This is a genomic window from Achromobacter sp. ISS7 (assembly GCF_056523125.1).
Window position 1 is genome coordinate 59,856 of record NZ_JAWRZD010000001.1, and the last position, 19,106, is coordinate 78,961.

13 protein-coding genes are annotated in these 19,106 nt (G+C 68.2%); 6 read left to right on the top strand and 7 right to left on the bottom strand.

The genetic code is table 11. From position 1 onward, the window contains the following. Positions 1 to 134 precede the first annotated feature (134 nt). On the bottom strand, positions 135 to 992 hold the full coding sequence (gene serB, locus AC1HFW_RS00230) for a phosphoserine phosphatase SerB (RefSeq protein WP_198485237.1): 858 nt from the start codon (positions 990 to 992) through the stop codon (positions 135 to 137). 23 nt (positions 993 to 1,015) lie between these two features. After that, complete coding sequence (mfd, locus tag AC1HFW_RS00235; RefSeq protein WP_479281502.1) at positions 1,016 to 4,480, bottom strand: transcription-repair coupling factor; 3,465 nt, start codon at positions 4,478 to 4,480, stop codon at positions 1,016 to 1,018. A 47-nt stretch (positions 4,481 to 4,527) separates the two neighbouring features. Here mfd and ispD point away from each other — a divergent pair, with 47 nt between their 5' ends. The 3 genes from ispD to AC1HFW_RS00250 all read left to right on the top strand — a co-directional run bounded on the left by ispD (position 4,528) and on the right by AC1HFW_RS00250 (position 8,068). Continuing rightward, positions 4,528 to 5,211: a 2-C-methyl-D-erythritol 4-phosphate cytidylyltransferase gene (gene ispD / locus AC1HFW_RS00240; RefSeq protein ID WP_035360061.1), complete on the top strand. Its 684-nt coding sequence runs from the start codon at positions 4,528 to 4,530 to the stop codon at positions 5,209 to 5,211. Next, positions 5,208 to 5,693 (top strand): 2-C-methyl-D-erythritol 2,4-cyclodiphosphate synthase, encoded by a 486-nt coding sequence (gene ispF, locus AC1HFW_RS00245; protein ID WP_006393421.1) that lies wholly within the window; start codon positions 5,208 to 5,210, stop codon positions 5,691 to 5,693. The genes ispD and ispF overlap by 4 nt, the downstream gene beginning before the upstream one ends. A 401-nt stretch (positions 5,694 to 6,094) precedes the next feature. Continuing rightward, on the top strand, positions 6,095 to 8,068 hold the full coding sequence (locus AC1HFW_RS00250; protein WP_479281503.1) for a DUF4344 domain-containing metallopeptidase: 1,974 nt from the start codon (positions 6,095 to 6,097) through the stop codon (positions 8,066 to 8,068). A gap of 85 nt (positions 8,069 to 8,153) precedes the next feature. Here AC1HFW_RS00250 and AC1HFW_RS00255 read toward each other — a convergent pair whose 3' ends face one another. The 4 genes from AC1HFW_RS00255 to risA form a co-directional block, all read right to left on the bottom strand. Continuing rightward, positions 8,154 to 8,672 (bottom strand): carboxymuconolactone decarboxylase family protein, encoded by a 519-nt coding sequence (locus AC1HFW_RS00255; RefSeq protein WP_006393423.1) that lies wholly within the window; start codon positions 8,670 to 8,672, stop codon positions 8,154 to 8,156. A gap of 74 nt (positions 8,673 to 8,746) precedes the next feature. Then, complete coding sequence (locus tag AC1HFW_RS00260; protein WP_006389231.1) at positions 8,747 to 9,295, bottom strand: peroxiredoxin; 549 nt, start codon at positions 9,293 to 9,295, stop codon at positions 8,747 to 8,749. A 59-nt stretch (positions 9,296 to 9,354) separates the two neighbouring features. Further along, the gene (gene risS / locus AC1HFW_RS00265; protein WP_006389232.1) at positions 9,355 to 10,749 is read right to left on the bottom strand and encodes a sensor histidine kinase RisS; all 1,395 of its coding nucleotides are present in this window, start codon (positions 10,747 to 10,749) and stop codon (positions 9,355 to 9,357) included. A gap of 34 nt (positions 10,750 to 10,783) precedes the next feature. Beyond that, the gene (risA, locus tag AC1HFW_RS00270; protein ID WP_003813882.1) at positions 10,784 to 11,518 is read right to left on the bottom strand and encodes a response regulator transcription factor RisA; all 735 of its coding nucleotides are present in this window, start codon (positions 11,516 to 11,518) and stop codon (positions 10,784 to 10,786) included. A 131-nt stretch (positions 11,519 to 11,649) separates the two neighbouring features. Here risA and AC1HFW_RS00275 point away from each other — a divergent pair, with 131 nt between their 5' ends. After that, positions 11,650 to 12,921: a bifunctional tRNA (adenosine(37)-N6)-threonylcarbamoyltransferase complex dimerization subunit type 1 TsaB/ribosomal protein alanine acetyltransferase RimI gene (locus tag AC1HFW_RS00275; protein ID WP_035360064.1), complete on the top strand. Its 1,272-nt coding sequence runs from the start codon at positions 11,650 to 11,652 to the stop codon at positions 12,919 to 12,921. Further along, the gene (locus AC1HFW_RS00280) at positions 12,918 to 13,862 is read left to right on the top strand and encodes a uracil-DNA glycosylase (protein WP_479281504.1); all 945 of its coding nucleotides are present in this window, start codon (positions 12,918 to 12,920) and stop codon (positions 13,860 to 13,862) included. The genes AC1HFW_RS00275 and AC1HFW_RS00280 overlap by 4 nt, the downstream gene beginning before the upstream one ends. 69 nt (positions 13,863 to 13,931) lie before the next feature. Here the strand turns inward: AC1HFW_RS00280 and lplT are convergent, their stop codons facing one another. After that, positions 13,932 to 15,251 carry a lysophospholipid transporter LplT gene (gene lplT / locus AC1HFW_RS00285; protein ID WP_104021592.1) on the bottom strand — a complete coding sequence of 440 codons (1,320 nt, stop codon included), beginning with the start codon at positions 15,249 to 15,251 and terminating at the stop codon, positions 13,932 to 13,934. A 313-nt stretch (positions 15,252 to 15,564) separates the two neighbouring features. On the opposite strand from lplT, the gene smc reads away from it, so the two are divergent. Next, positions 15,565 to 19,098, top strand: a complete 3,534-nt coding sequence (gene smc / locus AC1HFW_RS00290; protein ID WP_479281505.1) for a chromosome segregation protein SMC — start codon at positions 15,565 to 15,567, stop codon at positions 19,096 to 19,098. Positions 19,099 to 19,106 lie beyond the last annotated feature (8 nt).

The following is a 19,106-nucleotide window of genomic DNA, read 5'->3' on the forward strand; positions in this document are numbered from 1 at the left end:
CGCCTGGCGGGGGGATTTCGCCCGCCAGGCGGTCCCCGTGGGGCCGTCCCGGCAACGGGCGGCCCTTTTTTCTTGCGGATACGTCGTACCGCGTCAGGCCGATGCCATGGCCTTCCGGCGTACCCGCGTGAAGATCAGCTTTCGAACCAGTTCAGCACGCCGTCCAGGCCCGACACATTCAGCGCGTAGCGCGTCTGCTGCCGCACCAGCGGCTTGGCGTGGTAGGCCACCGGGAAGCCCGCGGCGCCCAGCATCTTCAGGTCGTTGGCGCCGTCGCCCATGGCGATGATCTGTTCCTTGGTGGCGCCGTGGGTGCGGGCGAACTCGCGCAGGTAGACGGCCTTGGCGTCGGCGTCCAGGATGTCGCCCAGCACGCGGCCGGTCAGCACGCCGTTGTCGATCTCCAGCGTGTTGGCGTGCGCGCTGTCCAGCCGCAGGCGCTCGCGCAGGCGGTCGGTGAAGAAGGTGAAGCCGCCCGAGACCAGCAGCACCTTGATGCCGGCCGCCTGGGCGGTGGTGATCAGGCGCTCGGCGCCCGGGTTCAGGCGCAGCTTCTCGGTGTAGACCTGCTCCAGCGCTTCGGCCGGCACGTCCTTGAGCAGCGCCACGCGGCGGCGCAGGCTTTCGGAGAAGTCCTTGATCTCGCCGCGCATGGCGGCCTCGGTGATCTCCGAGACCTTGTCCTTGACGCCCGCCACGCCGGCGATCTCGTCGATGCACTCGATGTTGATGAGCGTCGAGTCCATGTCCATCGCCAGCACCTTGCATTGCGCCAGCTTCAGGCCGGCCGGCACGAAGGCGGTGTCGATGCCATGGCGCTCGGCCCACGCCACCACGTCGGCGCGGGTGGCGTCGTCGTGCTGCACGTCGAGCAGGCGGGCGGCCGTCGCGCTGATGCGGGCCACGCCCTGCGCCTGCGCCAGGGCGGCGATCTGTTCGGCGTGTTCGACCGTCAGGCCGGGAGATTGGACGACGAGGTGATGGATAGTCATAAAAATGCGAAGGTCGGGGCGGGTTACTTCAAGGCGCGCAGCACGGCGCGCACGGCATCGGCGCGGGCCGGGATCTGCGCAGCCTTGATCTCAACCCGCAATTTATCCTGTCCGGCGAGTTTGATGTGGCGTTGTCGCTGCACCAGCTCGATGATTTTCGCCGGATCGACGCTGGTCTTGGGGCCGAACTGCAGCAGCGCCTGGGTTTCGCTGGCGTCGATCTTGACGATGCCCAGCGGCTGCGCGGCCAGGCGCAGGCGGTGCGTGGTCAGCAGCGTCTGCGCGGCTTCGGGCAGCTTGCCGAAGCGGTCGATCAGTTCTTCCTGGATCTGGATCAGGTCGTCTTCGTCGGCGGCGTGGGCCAGGCGCTTGTAGACGCTCAGGCGCGCGTGCACGTCGGCGCAGTAGTCGGACGGCAGCAGCGCGGGCGCATGCAGGTTGACCTCGCAGGCCAGGTTGAAGGGCGCGTCCAGGTCCGGCTCTTCGCCGGCGCGCAGGGCGCGCACCGCTTCGTTCAGCATCTCGTTGTACATCGAGAAGCCCACTTCCTGGATGTTGCCGGACTGCGAGTCGCCCAGCACCTCGCCGGTGCCGCGGATTTCCAGGTCGTGCATGGCCAGGTAGAAGCCGGAGCCCAGTTCCTCCATGGCCTGGATCGCCTCCAGCCGCTTCTTGGCGTTGCTGGTGATGGCGTCCTCGCCCGGCGTCAGCAGGTAGGCGTAGGCCTGGTGGTGCGAACGGCCGACGCGGCCGCGCAGCTGGTGCAGCTGCGCCAGGCCGAAGCGGTCGGCGCGGTGGATCACGATGGTGTTGGCGCTGGGCACGTCGATGCCGGTCTCGATGATGGTGGTGCACAGCAGCACGTTGTAGCGCTGCTGGTAAAAGCCCTTCATCACCTGTTCCAGCTCGCGCTCGGGCATCTGGCCGTGGGCCACCGCGATGCGGGCCTCGGGCACCAGCTCTTCGAGGCGGGCGCGGCGGTTGTGGATGGTCTCGACCTCGTTGTGCAGGAAGTAGCACTGGCCGCCGCGCTTGAGTTCGCGCAGCAGCGCCTCGCGCAGCGTGCTGCCGTCCTCGCGCCGCACGAAGGTCTTGATCGCCAGGCGCTTTTGCGGCGCGGTGGCGATGACCGAGAAATCGCGGATGCCTTCCAGCGACATGCCGAGCGTGCGCGGGATCGGCGTGGCCGTCAGGGTCAGCACGTCGACCTCGGCGCGCAGCGCCTTGAGCGCTTCCTTCTGGCGCACGCCGAAGCGGTGTTCCTCGTCGATGATGACCAGCCCGAGGCGCTTGAACTTCACGTCCTTGGACAGGATCTTGTGGGTGCCGATGACGATGTCGACGCGGCCGTCGTTGATGCCCTCGATGGCGGCCGATACTTCCTTGGCCGAGCGGAAGCGCGACAGCTCCACCACCCGCACCGGCCAGTCGGCGAAGCGGTCGGAGAAGGTCTGCGCATGTTGTTCGGCCAGCAGCGTGGTGGGGCAGAGCAGGGCGACCTGCTTGCCGTTGGCCACCGCCAGGAACGCGGCGCGCAGCGCCACCTCGGTCTTGCCGAAGCCGACGTCGCCGCACACCAGGCGGTCCATCGGCCGGCCGGAGGTCATGTCGGCCAGCACGGCCTCGATGGCGGCCGCCTGGTCGGCGGTTTCCTCGAAACCGAAGCCCTCGGCGAAGGCCTGGTAGTCGTTGAGCGGCAGGTTGAAGGCGAAGCCCTCGCGCGCGGCGCGCTGGGCGTACAGCGCCAGCAACTCGGCGGCGGTGTCGCGCACCTGCTTGGCGGCCTTGCGGCGCGCCTTGTCCCACTGGCCCGAGCCGAGCTGGTGCAGCGGCGCGACTTCCGGATCGGCGCCGCTGTAGCGGGCGATCACGTGCAGCTGCGACACCGGCACGTACAGCGTGCTGCCGTTGGCGTATTCGAGATGCAGGAACTCCATCTCGCCTTCGCCCATGTCCATGTTGACCAGGCCGTGATAGCGGCCGATGCCGTGCTGCGCATGGACCACCGGGTCGCCGGCGCGCAGTTCGGACAGGTCGCGCACCATCGCTTCGACGTTGCTGGCGCGTTCCTGGTCGCGCTTGCCGCGCCGGCCGGTGCTGGTCAGCCCCGGATAGAGGTCGTTCTCGGTCAGGAACGCCAGGTTGGCCTGCGGCAGCTCGAAGCCGGTGGCCAGCGGCGCGGCGACGATACCGAAGTGGGCGTCGGAGGCCAGGAAGGCCTCGATGCTGTCCGGCTGCGCATCGGGGGTGACGCCGAACTCGTTCAGCATCTGCACCAGCGTCTCGCGGCGGCCGGCCGAGTCGGCGCACAGCAGCACGCGGCCTTGCGGCTTGCCGACATGCGTGCGCAGCTTGGCGATCGGGTCTTCGGCGCGGCGCGCCACGCTGACGTCGGGCGCGGCGCGGAAGTCGGGGTGCGGCTGGCCGGCGGCCAGCGCCAGGCGGCGGAAGTCTTTCAGGCGGGCGTACAGTGCCTGTTCGTCCAGGAACAGCGCGGACGGCGGCAGCACCGGGCGCTCGCGGTCGCTCTTGAGGAAGCCGTAGCGGCTGCCGGTGTCCTGGCTGAAGCGCATCATGGCGTCGTCGATGTCGCCGACGGTGACGGTGATGGTGCCCTCGGACAGGTAGTCGAACAGCGTCGCGGTCTCGTCGAAGAACAGCGGCAGGTAGTACTCGACCCCGGCGAAGGGGATGCCGTTGCCGATGTCCTTGTAGGGCAGGGCGCGCGACGGGTCGCCTTCGAAGATCTCGCGGAAGCGCGCGCGGAAACGGTTGCGCGAGTCCTCGTCCATGGGGAACTCGCGGCCCGGCAGCAACTGCACCTCGCGCACCGGATACAGGCTGCGCTGGGTGTCGACGTCGAAGCTGCGGATGGTCTCGATCTCGTCGTCGAACAGGTCCAGCCGGTAGGGCAGCGCCGATCCCATCGGGAACAGGTCGATCAGGCCGCCGCGCAGACAGAACTCGCCGGGCGCGGTGACCTGGGTGACGTGGTTGTAGTTGGCCAGCGTCAGCTGCGCGCGCAGCGCCGCCTCGTTGAGCTTGTCCTTCTGCTTGAAGGAAAAGGTGTAGGCCGCCAGGAAGGAGGGCGGCGCCAGCCGGTACAGCGCCGTGGTGACCGGCACCGTCAGCACGTCCACCGTCTTCATCATCAGCGAATGCAGGGTGTGCAGGCGCTCGGAGATCAGGTCCTGGTGCGGCGAGAAGGCGTCGTACGGCAGCGTTTCCCAGTCGGGCAGCTGGCGCACGCGCAGGCCGGGCGCGAACAGCGCGATTTCCTCGGCCAGGCGCTGGGCTTCCAGCGGCTCGGCGGTCAGCACCACCAGGGGCGCCGCCGCCTGCCGGGCCAGGTCGGCCAGCAGCCAGGCGTCGCCGGAGCCCGGCGGACGAGGCTGCGCATAGCGCGCGCCGGCTTTGAGCGCGGCAAGAGTGGGGGCGGTCGCGGGGACGGGCGGCGCTGCCGTGGCGGAGGAGGTGAGGGCGGGCATCAGGCTGGGAGCAGGCATCAAGCGGAAGATTATAAAATCACCGAACCATGTCTGACTCAATCATCGCAATCGTTCCCGCCGCCGGCGTCGGCGCCCGTGCCAGCCGCCCCGGCGCCGAGAGCGTGCCGAAACAATACCGTCCGTTGGCCGGACAGCCCATGCTGCGCCACGCGGTGGCCGCCTTGCTCGCCGACGACCGCGTGTCGCAGGTGCGGGTGGCGGTGACGCCGGGCGACGGCTGGGTCGACCAGGCCGTGGCCGGCCTGCCGCGCACCGTCTGGCGCGCCTGCGGCGGCGCCACCCGCGCCGATACCGTGGCGGGCGCGCTGGCCGATAGCGGCGTGCCGGACGATACCTGGGTGCTGGTGCACGACGCGGCCCGCCCCGGCCTGCCGGCCGCGGCGCTGGCGCGCCTGATCGACGCCTGCCTGGCGGACCCGGTCGGCGGCCTGCTGGCGCTGCCGGTGGCCGACACCGTCAAGGGCGGCGACGAGCGGGTCGAGCGCACGCTCGACCGCAACGGCCTGTGGCTGGCGCAGACGCCGCAGATGTTTCGCGCCGGCGCCCTGCGCGACGCGCTGACGGCCGCCGCGGTGAACGGCGTGGCGGTGACCGACGAGGCCTCGGCGATCGAGGCCGCGGGCTACGCGCCGCTGCTGGTGCCCGGCGCGATGCGCAATTTCAAAGTGACCTGGCCGGACGATTTCGAACTGATGGAAAAATGGCTATGAGTATTCCTTTCCGCGTCGGACAGGGTTTTGACGTGCATGCGCTGGTCGAGGGCCGGCCGCTGATCATCGGCGGCGTGACCATTCCCCACAGCCACGGCCTGCTGGGCCATTCCGATGCCGACGTGCTGCTGCACGCGATCACCGACGCCTTGCTGGGCGCCGCCGGCCTGGGCGACATCGGCCGCCATTTTCCCGATACCGACCCGGCCTTCAAGGGCGCGGACAGCCGCGTGCTGCTGCGCGAGGCCATGGCGCGGGTGCGCCAGGCCGGCTGGACGCCGGTGAACATCGACGCGACCCTGCATGCGCAGGCGCCCAAGATCGGCCCGCACGCGCCGGCCATGGTCAGGAACATCGCGGCCGACACCGGCCTGGCCGAAACCGAGGTCAACATCAAGGCCAAGACCAACGAAGGCCTGGGTTACCTGGGCCGCAAGGAAGGCATCGCGGCAACCGTGGTGGCGCTGCTGGCGCGGGCCTGAAAGTCGCCGGGCCGACCGACGTTTTGAATGCATGGCGCGGGTGTCTCCCGCGCCTTTTTTTTGCGTGCATGCGTTGTTTTATTCGCACGGATATCCGCGCGGATACATGTCCATAACAAATTAACAAAACGCAAGAAAAGCCGCGAGCCGCGTCGCTGCTGCGGTTTGACGGAGATTGCCCGCGATTTCGGCCGCCAGCGCCCGGAACACGCCGTGCTTTCGTCTTGCGGGTGCATTTGAACTGGAATACTCTGCCGCTACTTAACGTCTGGATAATAGGGACACTGGAAATGCATGTACGTGGCGCTGCCTTGTTTTTGGCCCTGGTCGCCTTCGGTTCGCCTGCACATGCAGAATTCGAGCAGCAGCTCGGCCCGCTTTCCGGGGCTGTCCGATCCCAGATGCTGCAGGGCTGGACCGCGGGTGTCGAGGATGGCTGGTTCACCCTGCGCAACCGGGCGACATCCGGCAGCGAACAGACGTTCTATCTCAACGTGGGTCAGGCGCCGGAAAACGGCCGCATCACCGACGTCAACGTGGTCCTGAGTTCGACCAACCCCAAGGCCTCGATCGGCCTGGTGCTCAACAACCGCGCCCGCAAGGCCCTGTCCCTGCTCGAACTCACGGCCGCCAAGCAGACCATCCTGTTCTGTCTGAACGGCGACAAGCGCCGCGATATCGCCAACGTGCCCAACGTGGCCAAGCTGGACGGCTCCGACCGCATCAAGGTCGTCGAAGTGCCGGGCGCGGCCCGCTTCATCGTCAATGGCCAGAAGATCGGCGACATCGAGGACGAACCGGCGCTGGGTTCCGAACTCGGCATCATGGCGTATGACGTCGGCACCTTCGGGATCGCCGACTTCACCATCAATTCGAACCTGAATTCCAACAAGCCGGCCGGCGGCGCCGCGCCGCAACAGGGCGGCGCGCCCCAGCAGCCACCGCGCGCGCCCCAGCAGGCGCCCCAATCCGGCGAGAACAGTGGCGTGCAGGGCTCCGGGCCGCTGCCGCGATTCGGCGGGGACACGGTGCGGATGGTGTCGGTCTACGTCGGCATCATGCGCAGCATCTTCCTGCATGAGTTCGGCCACGCCTTGATCGGCGAGCTGGAACTGCCGTCGACCGGCGCCGAGGAAGACGCGGTCGACATCTATTCGGCGCTGCAGATCGTCGAACCGACCATGTACCCGTCCAAGGACAAGGAAGCCAACGCCATGGTCAATGGCGGCGCGACCTACGCCGCGCTGCAGTGGTACTACAGCGGCAAGCTGGCCGAGGCCAAGGGCGCGGGCAATTCGCCCTGGCAGGACGAGCACACCGGCGACCTGAAGCGCTTCCGCAACATGCTGTGCATCATGTACGGCGGCAACCCGGGCGTGTTCGAATCCCTGGTGCAACAGGTTGGCTTCGAGGACCGCACCAAGGCGCGTTGCGCGGATGAATACGCCAAGCAGAACCGCGCCTGGCGCAGGATCCTGGCGCCCCACACCCGCGTCGGCGCCTGGACGCCGGATGGCGAGCAGCCGGCCAACGCGCCCGGCGCGCCGGTCAACGTGGTGTTCGAGCCCTCGTCGCGCCGTATCGGCAACATGTTCGCCAACAACCTGTCCCAGCCGATCGGCAACAACATCAAGGAGCTGGGCAAGACCTACGTCCTGCCGCGGCCGGTCAACGTGGTGTTCAAGGACTGCGGCAAGCTCAACGCCTGGTACAGCCCGCGCGAAGGCACGATCACCATGTGCTACGAGCTGATCGAGAACATCGCGGTGATGGTGTCGGACATCGAGATGGGCACGGTCGGCGGCGAACCCAAGCAGGGGGGCGGGGCCGCGCCGCAACAGCAGCAACCACAGCAACCGCAGCAACAGCCGCGCCAGCAACCTGCCGGCGGCGCCGCGCCCAGCGGCGGCTTCGATGAACTGCGCGACCTCGGCGTGCCGCCGACCACGTTGCTGTTCTCGTCGCCCTACAAGGGGCCGACGCCGAACAACCATCCGCGCGCCAAGATCATCACGACGCGCGACCTGGTGGCCCTGTACAAGAACGAGAAGAACCTGCTGGTGATCGACACCAGCGGCTCGAACGAGACGCTGCCCGATGCCTTCCCGCTGGTCGACGCGGGCTCGGACGGCAGCGTCGCGGACCAGATGCAGAACGCCTTTGACGGCTGGCTGCACAAGAAGACGGGCACCGCAGAGGAACACAACGTTCCCCTGGTGTTCGTGGGCGCCAGCATGAACGACCGCTCGTCCTACAACGCCGCGCTGCGCGCCGGCACGCTGGGCTGGCCGGCCTATTGGTACCGCGGCGGCATCGAGGCCTGGGTCGCCAATGGCCTGCCGATGGTGAAGGTCAAGTCCGCCCAGGACAAGTAGGCGCCGCAAGCCCGTCGCGACGCGCCCAACAAAAAACCCGCCTGTTCGCACAGGCGGGTTTTTTTCTGGCGCCGTCAGCCGGGGCTTACTTGCCCTGCGCGGTCAGCGCCAGGGCGGCGGCGTTGACGACCGAGGCGATGCGGCCGGCGTCGCGCAGTTGCTCCGTCGACAGGCCGTCCTTCTTCAGGTTCTCGTAGTGCGAGGCGACGCAGAAGTGGCACTTGCCGATGATGGAGGCCACCAGCGCGAACAGCTCGAAGCGCTTCTTGTCGACGCCGCCGTGGGTGGCGTAGGCGTTCATGCGCAGCTGGGCCGGCAGGCTCTTGAGCTGGGCGTCGCCGGTCATCTCGACGTACGGGTACCAGGTGTTGTTCATGCCCATGAGCGCCGAGGCGGTCAGCGCGGCATTGGCGTCGGCTTCCGACAGGCCGCTCTTGAAGGCTTCGACCAGCACCGGGCTGCGCGCGGCGTAGGCGGCCGACAGGGCGGCGCCGATGGCGTCTTCCGGGGCGAGGGTCGAGCGGGCGATCACGGCGTCCAGATTCAGGCGGATGTCTTTGGCCCAATCCGGCAGCTGTTCCTTAATGGTCGTCAGAAATTCCATAGTTTTTACCTATAATCTAGCGCAGTTAAAGCCCGGCGAAGGCCCTGCGGACAGGTCCCCGGCCGGGCTGGAAATTACAGCGTGGCGCCGCCAACCGTACGGTTGCACGGGCACAGCTCGTCGGTCTGCAGACCGTCGAGCAGACGCAGGACTTCTTCCGGGTTACGGCCGACGTTCAGGTTGTTCACCGAAACGTGCTGGATCGTGTTGTCCGGGTCGACGATGAAGGTGGCGCGCAGGGCAACGCCAGCACCCTTTTCACGCACGCCCAGCTGGTCGATCAGGGCGCCGGTGGTGTCGCCGAACTGGTAGTGACCCAGCTTGTTCAGGTCCGGGTGCTCACGGCGCCAGGCCAGCTTGACGAATTCGTTGTCGCTCGAGCCACCCAGCAGGACGGCGTCGCGGTCTTCGAAATCCTTGGCCAGCTTGTTGAAGCCGACGATTTCGGTCGGGCACACGAACGTGAAGTCCTTCGGGTAGAAGTAGATCACCTTCCACTTGCCGGGGAACGAGCTCTCGGTGATGTCTTCGAAAGCCGAGACGCCGTTTTCTTCGTGCTGGTTGAAGCCGGGCTTGACGCCGGTAACCTTGAAGGGCTCGAGTTTGTCGCCAACAGTTTTCATGTTTACTCCCAGTAGTTGTTGGTGGAATTAAGGCGGTGCCTCAAACCATAAATTCTACGCTATGGATTATCGTTGTCTAATTGATAATTCCTAAACTTCGCTTTGGGCAACTCTATGCGCGCGGTCAGGCCGCCGCCCTCGCGCGGCAGCATGCGCAGGGCGCCGCCGACGTGCTTGAGCAGGCGCTCGACGATCGCCAGGCCCAGGCCGGCGCCGCTGACGCCGGTGCGGGCGGCCTCGCCGCGCGAGAAGGGACGCAACAGGCGGTCGACGTCCTCGGGGGCGATGCCGGGACCGCGGTCGGACACCTCGATCACGATCATGCCGCCCTCAGCTTGCAGTGTCATGACCAGATGGGCCATGCCGTCGGTCGAGCGGCCGTAGCGGCGCGCGTTCTCGATCAGGTTGCTGACGATGCGTTTGAGGTCCAGCGCGGTGATGCGGGCGCGCAGGCCGGGTTCGAGCGTGGCGTCCAGCTCGCCGCCCAGCGACGAGGTGTGGCTGCGCTCGCGTTCGTACAGCTCGGCCAGCACGGCGGAAATGTCGGTGGCCAGTTGCGGCAGGGTGCCGGCGGGGCGGGCGTACTCCATCAGCTGGCCGATGCTGTGGTCGATCTGGCCGAGGTCCTCGTCGATGGCCTGGCGCGCGTCTTCCGACACGCCGCTCAGCTCGATTTCCAGGCGCATGCGCGCCAGCGGTGTTCGCAGGTCGTGGGAAATGCCCGCCAGCATCAGCTCGCGGTCGGCCTCGGCTTGCCGCAGATCCTTGGCCATGCGGTTGAACGAGGCGTTCAGGTCGCGGATTTCCAGCGGCCCCTGCTCGGGCAGGGGCGCCGGCGTCTCGCCGCGCGACAGCACCTGGGCCGCGCGCGCCAGCCGCGACAGCGGCCGGTTGACGAAGCCGACGCTGACCGCCGCGCCCACAAGGGACAGCAGTAGCGCCGTGGCGCCCCATCCCAGCCATTCGATGCCGCCGGTCAGCCCGATCTGCTCGCGCTCGAACACCAGCCAGTAAAGATCCTTTTCGATCTGGAAGCTGACCCAGAACCCGGGCACCTGGTTCACGCCCCAGGCAATCTGGGTTTCCGGGCCGAAGCGCGTGCGGATATGCTGCGCCACTCGCTGCCAGTAATCGTCGTCGGGAAGGGCCTCGGCGAAGTCGGTGACCTCGCGCGGGTAGACCTGGATGCCTTCATTGGTGGCCAGGTCGAGCAGGAGCTTGCTGCGTTCGCCGTTATGGGAATAGATCAGCGCGGTGCGCGTGATATTGACGGCCGTGATCACCCGCTGCGCCATCTGATTGGCGCGCGGTCCCAGCTCCATGCTGAAGAAGACTTGTAGCCACGCCCCAAGACTGACCAGCATGAGAGCGGCCAGCAGCAGGAACGTGCGGCCGAACAAGCCGAGCCGCAGACGTGAAGTCAGGTTCCTGAAGGTTTTGCGCAAGCGGGGCACGAGGCTGCGCTCCTGCCCGGGGCGGGCGTGTCGATCAACTACCACCGTCCGGCACAAACACGTATCCGAGACCCCAGACGGTCTGGATGAATACGGGCTTGGACGGATTCGGCTCGATCAGCTTGCGCAGGCGCGAGATCTGCACGTCGAGGCTGCGGTCGAAGGCTTCGTATTCGCGGCCGCGGGCCAGCTCCATGAGCTTGTCGCGCGACAGCGGAATCTTCGGGTGGCGGGCAAACACCTTGAGCACCGAGAATTCGCCGGTCGTGATGGGCACCTGTTCGCCGTTGCGCGTGAGCGTGCGGGTCGACAGGTTCAGCACGTAGGGGCCGAAGGCGATGGACTCGTTTTCCTGGCTGGGGGCGCCCGGATGTTCCTCGGTGCCGCGACGGCGCAGGATCGCGTTGATCCGGGCCAGCAGCTCACGAGGGTTGAACGGTTTGGACAGGTAGTCGTCCGCGCCCATCTCGAGGCCGACGATGCGGTCGATTTCTTCCGCCTTGGCCGTCAGCATGATGATGGGGGTATTGTCGTGGCCACCGCGCAGCCGGCGGCAGATGGACAGGCCATCTTCGCCGGGCAGCATCAGATCCAGCACGAGCAGGTCGAAGTGCTCGCGTTGCCAGAGTTTGCCCATCTCTTTGGCGTCTTCGGCAACGAAAACGTTGAATCCCTGCTCGGACAGATACCGACGCAGCAAATCGCGCAAGCGCGGATCATCGTCAACGACGAGGATTTTTCGGGTGGGGGTGGTGTTTTGCGTGTTCATGGCCGGAAATGTAACAGTGACAAGAACCAGCGGCTAGTGGGCGTTCACAAGATATTACACATTGCGAACCATGGTTGAAATCCCCCTTACATACGGGGGGAATCCCCCGGTATTTCGTACAATCTGCATCTATGGAACTAAACCTGCTGGCTCTGGAAACCTCTTCGTCGCGTTGCGGCGTGGCCCTTTTGCGCGTCTCCGAGGGGCGGCTGGAGGTCGCCGTCCGCGAACACGAGGGCTCCCAGGAGCACGCGGAACGCCTCTTGCCGATGGCCAACGAACTGCTGGCCGAGGCCGGCCTGGCGCCCACCGCCCTACAGGCGGTGGCGTTCGGCCAGGGGCCGGGCGGCTTCACCGGACTGCGGGTGGCCTGCGGCGTGGCCCAGGGCATGGCCATGGGCCTGGGCATTCCGGTATTGCCGGTGGTCTCGCACCAGGCCGTGGCCGCCCAGGCGGGCGGCGGGCCGGACGATGCCATCGTGGTGGCGCTGGACGCCCGCATGAACGAAGTCTATCTGGCGGTCTACCGCCAGGGCACCGGCCCCACGGGCGAGCCCGCCTGGGACACGCTGCAGGCGCCGCTGCTGATCGCGGCCGCCGAGGTGGCCCCCTGGACGGCGCATCACCTGCCGGCCTGGTCGCGCGCCGCGGGAAGGCCGCTGCAGGCGCTGCTGGCGGGTGACGCCTGGGACGCCTACGCCGCCGAAATGACCATCCCCGCCGGCTGGCGCCGCGCCGCCGAGGCGCGGCGGCCCGAGGCCGCCAGCGTGGCGCGCCTGGCTAGCCAGGCCTGGCAACGCGGCGAAACCGTGCCGCCGGAGCTGGCCGCGCCGCTGTATGTGCGCGACAAGGTCGCCTTCACCACTGCCGAACGCCTGCGCGGCGAGGGCGGCAACCCCAAGGCGCAGTCGACGCTGGCGCCGGTCTGCCCGCAACCGCTGACCGACGCGGACCTGGACGAGGTCGTGGCCCTGGAGGCCAACGTGCAGGCCTTCCCCTGGACCCGCGGCAATTTCACCGACGCGCTGGCGGCCGGCTATGGCGCCTGGACGCTGCGGCGCGAGGGCCGGGTGGCGGGCTTCTGCATCCTGATGTTCGCGCCCGACGTGGCCCACCTGCTGGTGATCGCCGTGGCCCGCGACCTGCATCGGCAGGGGCTGGGCAGCGTGCTGCTCGACTGGTGCGAGCAGCAGGCGCGCGAACGCGGCCTCGAGGGCGTGCTGCTGGAAGTGCGTCCGTCCAATGTGTCGGCCGTCGAGTTCTACAAGGCCCGCGGCTACCTGCAGATCGGCTTGCGGCGCGGTTATTACCCGGCCGAGAAGGGCGGGCGCGAGGATGCGCTGGTGATGCAGAAGCGCCTGGACGCGGCTGCCGCCGCGGCCCCCGCGGGAGCGTCGGCATGACGGCGCCCAATAGCGTGCCGGCCTCGTCCGCGCCCCGCGTCAATCCGCTGCAGCGCCTGTGGCTGCGCGAGCTCGGCATGGAACGCCTGTGGTTGCGGCCGGCGCCGCAGCCGGTGGCCGCGCCCGCGCCGCAAGTCGTTGTTTCCAAAACGGATTCCCCGGCGGCTGAACAGGCTGGCGGGGCCATGGCGCCCGCGCCGGCGCGCGATGCGATCGCGGTGCCGCCGCCTGCGGCGGCGCAGAGCCCGGCACAGGCGCCCGCCGCCCGTGCGGCAAGCCCGGCGCCGGGCCTGCGCAATGGTCCGCCGCCCAAGCCGGCGCCCAAGGTCGAGGCCGAGCAGGCCGCCCCGGCGGTCATTCCGGTCGCCGAAAGAGTCAGGAACGCCAATCTGGATGAACTGCGCGAGCAGGTGCTGGCCTGCACCGCCTGCGGCCTGTGCAACGGCCGGCGCCACGCGGTGTTCGGCCACGGCGGTCAGCCCACGCGTTGGCTGGTCGTGGGCGAGGCGCCGGGCGAACAGGAAGACCGGCAGGGCCAGCCTTTCGTCGGCCGTTCCGGGCAATTGCTGGACGCCATGCTGTCGGCCGTCGGCATGAGCCGCGAGCGCGACGTCTTCATCGCCAATGTGATCAAGTGCCGTCCGCCGGGCAACCGCAATCCCAAGCCCGAGGAAATCGCCGCCTGCAGTCCCTACCTGATGCGCCAGATCGCGCTGCTCAAGCCCGAGCGCATCCTGGTGCTGGGCCGCTTCGCCGCCCAGACGCTGCTGGGCACGGATGCCACCATCGGCAGCCTGCGCGGCCGCGTGCACCAGATGAAAACGGACGAGGGGCGCGAGATTCCGGTGGTGGTGAGCTACCACCCGGCCTACCTGCTGCGCAGCCCGGCAGAGAAGGCGCGGGCCTGGCAGGATCTGCAATTGGCGGCCCGGCAGTCATAGGCCGGGCGTTGCTCCCCCAGGGCGGGGGATAGGGCGGGGGCCGCCGCGCGGGCGGCCCGGCCGCCGGACTCAGCGAGGGGTGTGCGAGTCCAGCGCGTGACCGTGGCCTTCCTGGCCGATCTGGTCGTGCAGTTCGGGATTGTCCGCCAGGTTGCGCTTGCTCCAGCGCATGAACACCACCATCAGCACGGCGACCACGGTGCCGAAGATCACGATGATGATGTTGATGGGCAGCTGCAGCCACAGCAGCAGCGTGTACACGGCCACCATCAGCAGGATGTTGAGCTGCTCGTTGAAGTTCTGCACCGCGATCGAGTGGCCCGCCGACAGCAGCACGTGGCCGCGATGCTGCAGCAGGGCGTTCATCGGCACCACGAAAAAGCCCGCCAGCCCGCCGGTCAGCAACAGCAGCAGGTAGACGCTCCAGGGCGAATAGACCAGCGGCATCAGCAGCACTACCAGGCCCATTGCCGCGCCCACCGGCAGCACCGACAGCGCGCGGCGCAGCGGAATGCGGCCGGCCAGGATCGAGCCCACCACCGTGCCCAGGGCGGCCACGCCCATCAGCATGGAGGCCTTGTCGAGCTGGTAGCCCAGGTGGCTGCGGCCCCATTCGATGACGATCAGCTGCAGCGTGGCGCCGGCGCCCCAGAACAGGGTGGTGACGGCCAGCGAGATCTGGCCCAGCTTGTCCTTCCAGAGGACGCGGACGTAGCCCCGGAAGGTGCCCATCAGCTTGATCGGGTTCTTCTGCTGCGGCGGATAGCGCACGTGGGTGTGCGGGATCAGCAGGTTGCACAGCGCCGCCAGCAGGTAGACGAAGGCGATCACCAGGATGGCCGCCTCGGCCGGGGTGTGCACCAGCTTGCCGATGAAGGAATGTTGCAGCAGCGCCGTGGAGACGGTGGTCGAGATCAGCAGGCCGCCGAGCACCGTGCCCAGGATGATGGAGAAGACGGTCAGGCCCTCGATCCAGCTGTTGCCCTTGACCAGCATGCTGGGGGGCAGCATTTCGGTGACGATGCCGTACTTGGCGGGGGAGTAGGCGGCGGCGCCGATGCCGACCACGGCGTAGGCGCCGCAGACCAGATAGGTCTGGTATTCAGGCGCCACGCCGATGCTGGCGTACGAGAACATCAGCAGACAGCCGGCCACCTTCAGGGCGTTGGTGGAGAACATCACGCGGCCCTTGGGGTAGGAGTCGGCGATGGCGCCGACGAAGGCCGCCAGCACCACGTACGCCAGCGCGAAGGACCATTTCATGATCGGGGCCAGCCAGTCGGGGCCATGCAGTTCCTGTATCAGGGCGATCGCGGCGATGAATAGCGCGTTGTCCGCCAATGACGAGAAGGCCTGCGCGGCCATGACCAGATAGAAACCTCGTTTCAAGAATGTCCCCGTACTTTGACCTGAGCCCGGTCGGTCTGCGTGAAAATTATGCGTCTTGCGAAAAAGTGTCAGCGAGTATAGCCCGTGCCAGGGGGAGGGCTATTCAGCGTTTGCCCGCGGGTTGCGGTGGGTCAGTCGCGTGGCGCCCGAGGGGGCGGGCAGTCCCCGGCTTGACCTTTGCTCACGTTTGGGGACAGACTGCCTGCGGTATCATACGACCCATACGCAAGCCGGCCCTACACGGGCCGGTTTGCAATCTGTGCGGCAGGTCCGTTAACGCCTTTCGTTCAACCCACCCCGTCGTCATCGTACTGTGCGTCTTACTCAGCTCAAACTCGCCGGCTTCAAGTCCTTCGTCGATCCCACCGTGATTCCCGTGCCCAGCCAGCTGGTGGGCGTGGTGGGCCCCAATGGCTGTGGCAAATCGAACATCATCGACGCGGTGCGTTGGGTGCTCGGCGAGGCCAAGGCCTCGGAGCTGCGCGGCGAGTCCATGCAGGACGTCATCTTCAACGGCTCGGGCAACCGCAAGCCGGCCGCCCGCGCGTCGGTCGAAATGGTGTTCGACAACAGCGAAGGCCGCGCCGCCGGGCAGTGGAGCACCTACGCCGAGATCGCGGTGCGCCGCGTGCTGACGCGCGACGGCACCAGCAGCTACTTCGTCAATAACCAGCAGGTCCGCCGCCGCGACATCCACGACATCTTCCTGGGCACCGGCCTGGGCGCGCGTGGCTACGCCATCATCGGCCAGGGCATGATCAACCGCCTGATCGAGGCGCGCCCCGAGGAACTGCGGGTGTTCCTGGAAGAGGCCGCCGGCGTGTCGCGCTACAAAGAGCGCCGCCGCGAGACCGAAAACCGCCTGTCCGACACGCGCGAGAACCTGACCCGCGTCGAAGACATCCTGCGCGAACTGAACAGCCAGCTGGAAAAGCTGGAGGCCCAGGCCGAGGTCGCCACCCGCTACCGCGAGCTGCAGGCCGACGGCGAAAAGAAGCAGCACGCCCTGTGGTTCCTGAAGGAAACCGGCGCGCGCGAAGAGCGCGCCAGGAAAACCCAGGAGATGGCGCAGGCCCAGAACGAGCTGGAAGCCGCCATCGCCGGCCTGCGCGCCGGCGAGGCCGCGCTCGAATCCCGCCGCCAGGCCCATTACGCCGCCAGCGACGCGGTCCACACCTCCCAGGGCGCCCTGTACGAGGCCAACGCCCAGGTCAGCCGCCTGGAGGCCGAAATCCGCCACGTGGTGGATTCCCGCAACCGCCTGCAGGCCCGCCGCGACCAGCTGCAGCAGCAGATCGCCGAATGGACCAGCCAGCGCGAGCACTGCACCGAGCAGATCGCGCAGGCCGAGGAAGACCTGGCCGCCGGCGCCGCCCGCACCGAAGAGGCGCGCGCCGCCGCCGAGGACGCCCAGGCGGCGTTGCCGGCGGTCGAGCAGCGCGTGCGCGAGGCCGCGTCCGGCCGCGACGAGATGCGCGCGTCCCTGGCGCGGGTCGAGCAGAACCTGGCCCTGGTGGCGCAGACCCAGCGCGACGCCGACCGCCAGATGCAGACCCTGGAGCAGCGCCGCGAGCGCCTGCAGCAGGAACTGCGCGAATTGCACAGCCCCGATCCGGTGCGCCTGGAGCAACTGGCCGGCGACCGCGTCGCCGGCGAAGACCAGCTCGAGGAGGCCCAGGAAGCGCTGGCCACCCTCGAAGGCCAGGTCCCGGATGCCGACGCCGAGCGCAGCCGCGCCCAGGCCGCCGCCCAGACCGACGCGCAGAACCTGGCGCGCCTGGAGGCCCGCCTGTCGGCGCTGGTGAAGCTGCAGGAAGACGTGCAGAAGCAGGGCGCGCTGGAACCGTGGCTGGCAAAGCACGAGCTGGCCGGGCTGTCGCGCCTGTGGCAGAAACTGCATATCGAACCGGGCTGGGAAACCGCCCTGGAGGCCGCCCTGCGCGAGCGCATGGCGTCCCTCGAGGTGCGCAGCCTGGATTGGGCCCGCGCCTTCTCCGAGGACGCGCCGCCCGCGCGTCTGGCCTTCTACCAATTGCCGGCCGCGGCCCCCGCGCCGGCGGCCCCGGCCGGGCTGACGCCGCTGGCCAGCCTGCTGCGCATCACCGATCCGGACCTGCGCACGCTGCTCAACGACTGGCTGGGCGGCATCTACACCGCCACCGACCTGGCCCAGGCCCTGGCCACCCGCGCCACGCTGCCGGCCGGCGCCGCCTGCGTGGTCAAGGCGGGCCACCTGGTGGATGCGCACAGCGTGCGCTTCTACGCCCCGGATTCCGAGCAGGCCGGCCTGCTGGCGCGCCAGCAGGAAATCGAGAACCTGCAGCGCGAGATCAAGGCCCAGCAGCTCATCACCGACCAGGCCCGCGCCGCCGTCGCCCGCGCCGAGGTCGCCTGGCAGCAGGTCAGCCAGGCCATCGCGCCGGCCCGCCAGCGGGTCGCCGAAGTCACCCGCCGGGTGCACGACATCCAGCTGGAACACTCGCGCCTGCAGCAGCAGGCCGAGCAGTCCGGCCAGCACGCCTCGCGCCTGCGCCAGGACCTCGAAGAGATCTCGGCGCACGAGGAAGACCTGCGCGCCACCCGCGAAGAGGCCGAAGCCCGCTTCGAGGCGCTCGACGAGGAACTGGCCGAACACCAGTCGCGCTTCGCCGACGCCGAAATGGACGGCGAGACCCTGGCCGCCCAGGCCGAGGCCGCCCGCGCCCGCCTGCGCGAGCTCGAACGCGCCGCCCAGGAAGCCGAGTTCGCCGAGCGCGGCATCCAGGTCCGCATCACCGACCTGCAGCGCAACCGGCAACTGGCGGCCGACCAGAGCCAGCGCGGCGAGGTCGAGCTCGAGCAATTGCTGGCCGACCTGGTCGACCTGGACGCCTCGGCCTCCCAGGCCGGCCTGCAGGACGCCCTGGAATTGCGCGCCGAGCGCGAGGAAGCGCTGTCGCGCGCCCGCCAGGAGATGGAAAACCTGGCGGCCCTGCTGCGCGGCGCCGACGAAGACCGCATGCAACAGGAGCGCACGCTCGAGCCGCGCCGCGCCCGCATCACCGAATTGCAGTTGCAGGAACAGGCCGCGCGCCTGGCCGAAGAACAATTCACCGAGCAGCTCAACGCCCGCGAGGTCGACCGCGAGGCCCTGGCCCAGGACCTGGCCAACCAGCCCGACGAATGGCGCCGCGCCAGCTGGCTGCAATCGGAAGTCACGCGCATCTCGCGCCAGATCGAGTCGCTCGGCTCGGTCAACCTGGCCGCGCTGGACGAACTGAACACCTCGCGCGAGCGCAAGGGGTTCCTGGACGACCAGCACCAGGACCTGATGACCGCCATCGAGACCCTGGAAGACGCGATCCGCAAGATCGACCGCGAAACCCGCGACCTGCTGCAAGAGACCTTCAACGTCGTCAACGGCCACTTCGGCGAGCTGTTCCCGAAGCTGTTCGGCGGCGGCGAGGCCAAGCTGACCATGACCGGCGAGGAAATCCTCGACGCCGGCGTGCAGGTCATGGCGCAGCCGCCGGGCAAGCGCAACAGCACCATCCACCTGCTGTCGGGCGGTGAAAAGGCGCTGACCGCCACCGCGCTGGTGTTCGCGCTGTTCAAGCTGAACCCCGCGCCGTTCTGCCTGCTGGACGAGGTGGACGCGCCGCTGGACGACGCCAATACCGAACGCTACGCCAACCTGGTCGCCAACATGAGCGAGCAGACCCAGTTCCTGTTCATCTCGCACAACAAGATCGCGATGCAGATGGCCAAGCAGCTGATCGGCGTCACCATGCAAGAGCAGGGGGTTTCGCGTATCGTTGCGGTAGACATAGATTCGGCCGTCCAGATGATGGCCTCCGAAGCGGCATAAACCAATAT

Excerpts from the sequence above, each read along its gene's own strand:
- ispD (WP_035360061.1), top strand. The coding sequence starts at position 4,528 with ATGTCTGACTCAATCATCGCAATCGTTCCCGCCGCCGGCGTCGGCGCC.
- AC1HFW_RS00275 (WP_035360064.1), top strand. The coding sequence starts at position 11,650 with ATGGAACTAAACCTGCTGGCTCTGGAAACCTCTTCGTCGCGTTGCGGC.
- serB (WP_198485237.1), bottom strand. The coding sequence starts at position 992 with ATGACTATCCATCACCTCGTCGTCCAATCTCCCGGCCTGACGGTCGAA.
- AC1HFW_RS00250 (WP_479281503.1), top strand. The coding sequence starts at position 6,095 with ATGCTGCAGGGCTGGACCGCGGGTGTCGAGGATGGCTGGTTCACCCTG.
- ispF (WP_006393421.1), top strand. The coding sequence starts at position 5,208 with ATGAGTATTCCTTTCCGCGTCGGACAGGGTTTTGACGTGCATGCGCTG.
- risA (WP_003813882.1), bottom strand. The coding sequence starts at position 11,518 with ATGAACACGCAAAACACCACCCCCACCCGAAAAATCCTCGTCGTTGAC.
- mfd (WP_479281502.1), bottom strand. The coding sequence starts at position 4,480 with ATGCCCGCCCTCACCTCCTCCGCCACGGCAGCGCCGCCCGTCCCCGCG.
- AC1HFW_RS00255 (WP_006393423.1), bottom strand. The coding sequence starts at position 8,672 with ATGGAATTTCTGACGACCATTAAGGAACAGCTGCCGGATTGGGCCAAA.
- AC1HFW_RS00280 (WP_479281504.1), top strand. The coding sequence starts at position 12,918 with ATGACGGCGCCCAATAGCGTGCCGGCCTCGTCCGCGCCCCGCGTCAAT.
- AC1HFW_RS00260 (WP_006389231.1), bottom strand. The coding sequence starts at position 9,295 with ATGAAAACTGTTGGCGACAAACTCGAGCCCTTCAAGGTTACCGGCGTC.